3 protein-coding genes are annotated in these 2,580 nt (G+C 50.2%); 1 reads left to right on the forward strand and 2 read right to left on the reverse strand.

The window, feature by feature from the left end; all coding sequences use genetic code 11:
- Nucleotides 1-699 (reverse strand): DUF1481 domain-containing protein (locus AC6R1O_RS18370; protein WP_500657589.1); only part of this gene is annotated, 699 nt, incomplete at its 3' end.
- Between the two features lie 221 nt (nt 700-920).
- Nucleotides 921-1,193: a nucleoid-associated protein HU-alpha gene (gene hupA / locus AC6R1O_RS18375; RefSeq protein WP_100754166.1), complete on the reverse strand. Its 273-nt coding sequence runs from the start codon at nt 1,191-1,193 to the stop codon at nt 921-923.
- A gap of 293 nt (nt 1,194-1,486) precedes the next feature.
- Between hupA and AC6R1O_RS18380 the strand changes: the two genes are divergently transcribed.
- Nucleotides 1,487-2,580 (forward strand): CNNM domain-containing protein (locus tag AC6R1O_RS18380; protein WP_500657588.1); only part of this gene is annotated, 1,094 nt, incomplete at its 3' end.

The raw sequence follows: 2,580 nt of genomic DNA on the forward strand, positions 1-2,580 counted from the left end.
CACCAACACCGTCCGCTGCAGACAATCATGGCTATCTTCCGCCAACATCAGCAACTCCTCGACCACTACACGATTGCCGCGAGTCGATCCTAGAAACGCCACATAGCTATCAATTGACGCCAAACGGCTCACCACAAACGACGGCAGCGTCTGGTTGAACTCAATCTCGGTGTAACTGCGCCCTTCACAGCTTTCAAACTCACTGCCATCCCAGTAGCCTTGGAGGAGCTCAATCCCTTGCTTCGCTTGCTGCTTGGTTTGCACACCGACATTGCGCGCCTCTTGCTGTAACTGATCCATCATGGACGCGCGCAGCGGGAACACCTTGCCGTCCATCCGGTATTGCTGATAAATCGCCTCACCGTTTTTATTGAAGCGAGCATGAATACGATATGGCACGAGTTCTTGCTCATTACTCTGCTGCAGGCTCAGTTGCTCACCTTCTCGAATCAACTCACGCAGCTCACCTTCATCCCAACGGTAATCAGTCTTATACCAACCATACTCCCCGGCCGTAATGTAATCGGCCGCCGTAAACGGGCTTGAGAGGTATTCGGTGTACCAAAACAGACTGGTCGTGTCCCCCATCACCGAGCCGCCAGAATACTCGGAAAACTGGTCAAGATTAGGGGTAGAGACCGTTGACGAGCAGCCAACCATCAATGAAGACAACAAGAGAGGAAGAATGAGCTTTTTCATAGTAAGACTTTTCATATCAAGAAACCAACGCAGGAAAGGACACGCCAGAAAAATACCGGACATAAAAAACGCCAAGGTATCGATACCTTGGCGTAGTGTAACCCATTTTGTTTCATTGCCTAATGACATTTGACAACATAAACCCTGTCGCTGAGTGCTCGGATTTACGTCATTGATTCAATATCGTGCTTAGGAAGGCAATAGAAGATGAAACAAGTCGATTACTTTACAGAATCTTTCAGAGCTTTACCTGCAACGAAAGCTGGCACGTTAGCTGCTGCGATTTGGATCTCAGCACCTGTTTTAGGGTTACGGCCAGTGCGCGCTGCACGGTGATTTACTTTGAATGTACCAAAACCAATTAGTTGAACCTGGTCACCCTCTTTAAGTGCGTCAGTCACACCGTCAAGAGTTGCTTCAAGAGCAGCTTTAGCTTGCGCTTTAGATAGGTCTGCTTTCTCTGCGATAAAGTCGATTAATTGGGTCTTGTTCATTAGGTTTCCCTTCTCATAGGTTATCGAATTCAACTCACTCTAAAACATAAATGCCCCATCTGGCAAAGGTTTGTCGGCGATCTTTGACTTTCATGGCGTACTTTTAGCCATAATATGAGCTTCAACTCACAATTTGTTACTTTCACACTGTGATCGGATGCTTGTTTTTTCAGTGAATTAGCCATATTTATAACCTCAGAATGGGCTTCGACGTCGGTTATCACTGGCGTCAATACCATGCTACGCTACCCGAATGCGTTCAATTTTCGGGTTGTTTTTGCTATAGGAACTGTATGTTACTGCTCATTATTTACGTCTCTGTTGCGATTGGCGTATCGTTTATTTGCTCCGTGTTAGAAGCGGTGCTGCTCAGTATCAGCCCCAGTTACATTGCCCAGCTTCGCCAGCAAGGTCACCCTGCGGCAAGCAAACTGGCAACCTTAAAACAGGACATCGACCGCCCATTGGCCTCGATTCTTACCCTCAATACCATCGCCCACACTATTGGCGCGGCCAGTGCAGGCGCTCAGGCGGCGGTGGTGTTTGGCAGTCAGTGGTTGGGCGTGTTCTCTGGCGTACTGACGCTTGGCATTTTGGTGCTGTCTGAGATTGTGCCGAAAACCCTAGGCGCGACCTACTGGCGTCAGCTCGCACCGGCCTCAGCCATTGCTTTACGTTGGATGGTGTGGGCCCTAACGCCGTTCGTGTGGTTTTCAGAGCAAATCACCAAGCGCCTAGCCAGCGGTCATCAAGCGCCAAAAATGCGCGATGAGCTCTCCGCGATGGCGATCTTAGCCCGTGAAAGCGGTGAGTTTGCCGAAGGGGAGTCAAAGATCCTCACCAACTTGCTCGGCATCCAAGATGTGCCTGTCACCCAAGTGATGACGCCAAGACCGGTGGTGTTTCGTGTCGATGCTGAGATGACGATTGTAGAGTTTCTCAAAGCCTACCCAGATACGCCGTTTTCGCGCCCGCTGATTTACAGCCAGTCAAAGGACAACATCCTAGGCTTTGTGCATCGATTGGAGCTGTATAAGCTCAAGCAGCAGGGCCACGGCGACAAACAGTTGGGTTCCGTGATGCGCCCGATTCATGTGCTGCTCAACACTCTGTCGCTGCCAAGAGCCTTTGAGCAGATGATGGCAAAACGCTTACAACTGGCGATGGTGGTCGATGAGTACGGCACCATTCAGGGGATTTTGACCCTAGAGGACATCTTCGAGCACTTAGTCGGTGAGAACATCGTCGACGAGGCCGACCATACCACCAACATGCAAGAGTTGGCGTTTGAGCGCTGGGAAGTGTGGAAACAAACCCATGGCGTGATTGAAAAGCGTGATGAGGATGAGGGTGAAGCGGAAAAGGTGGCTGAAGAGCCAACCGAACC

The organism is Vibrio sp. R11-SG3-ISO3-SZ (assembly GCF_059834345.1).

What these genes read in the sequence shown, in the direction of transcription:
- hupA (WP_100754166.1), bottom strand. Translation starts at nt 1,193, where the DNA reads ATGAACAAGACCCAATTAATCGACTTTATCGCAGAGAAAGCAGACCTA.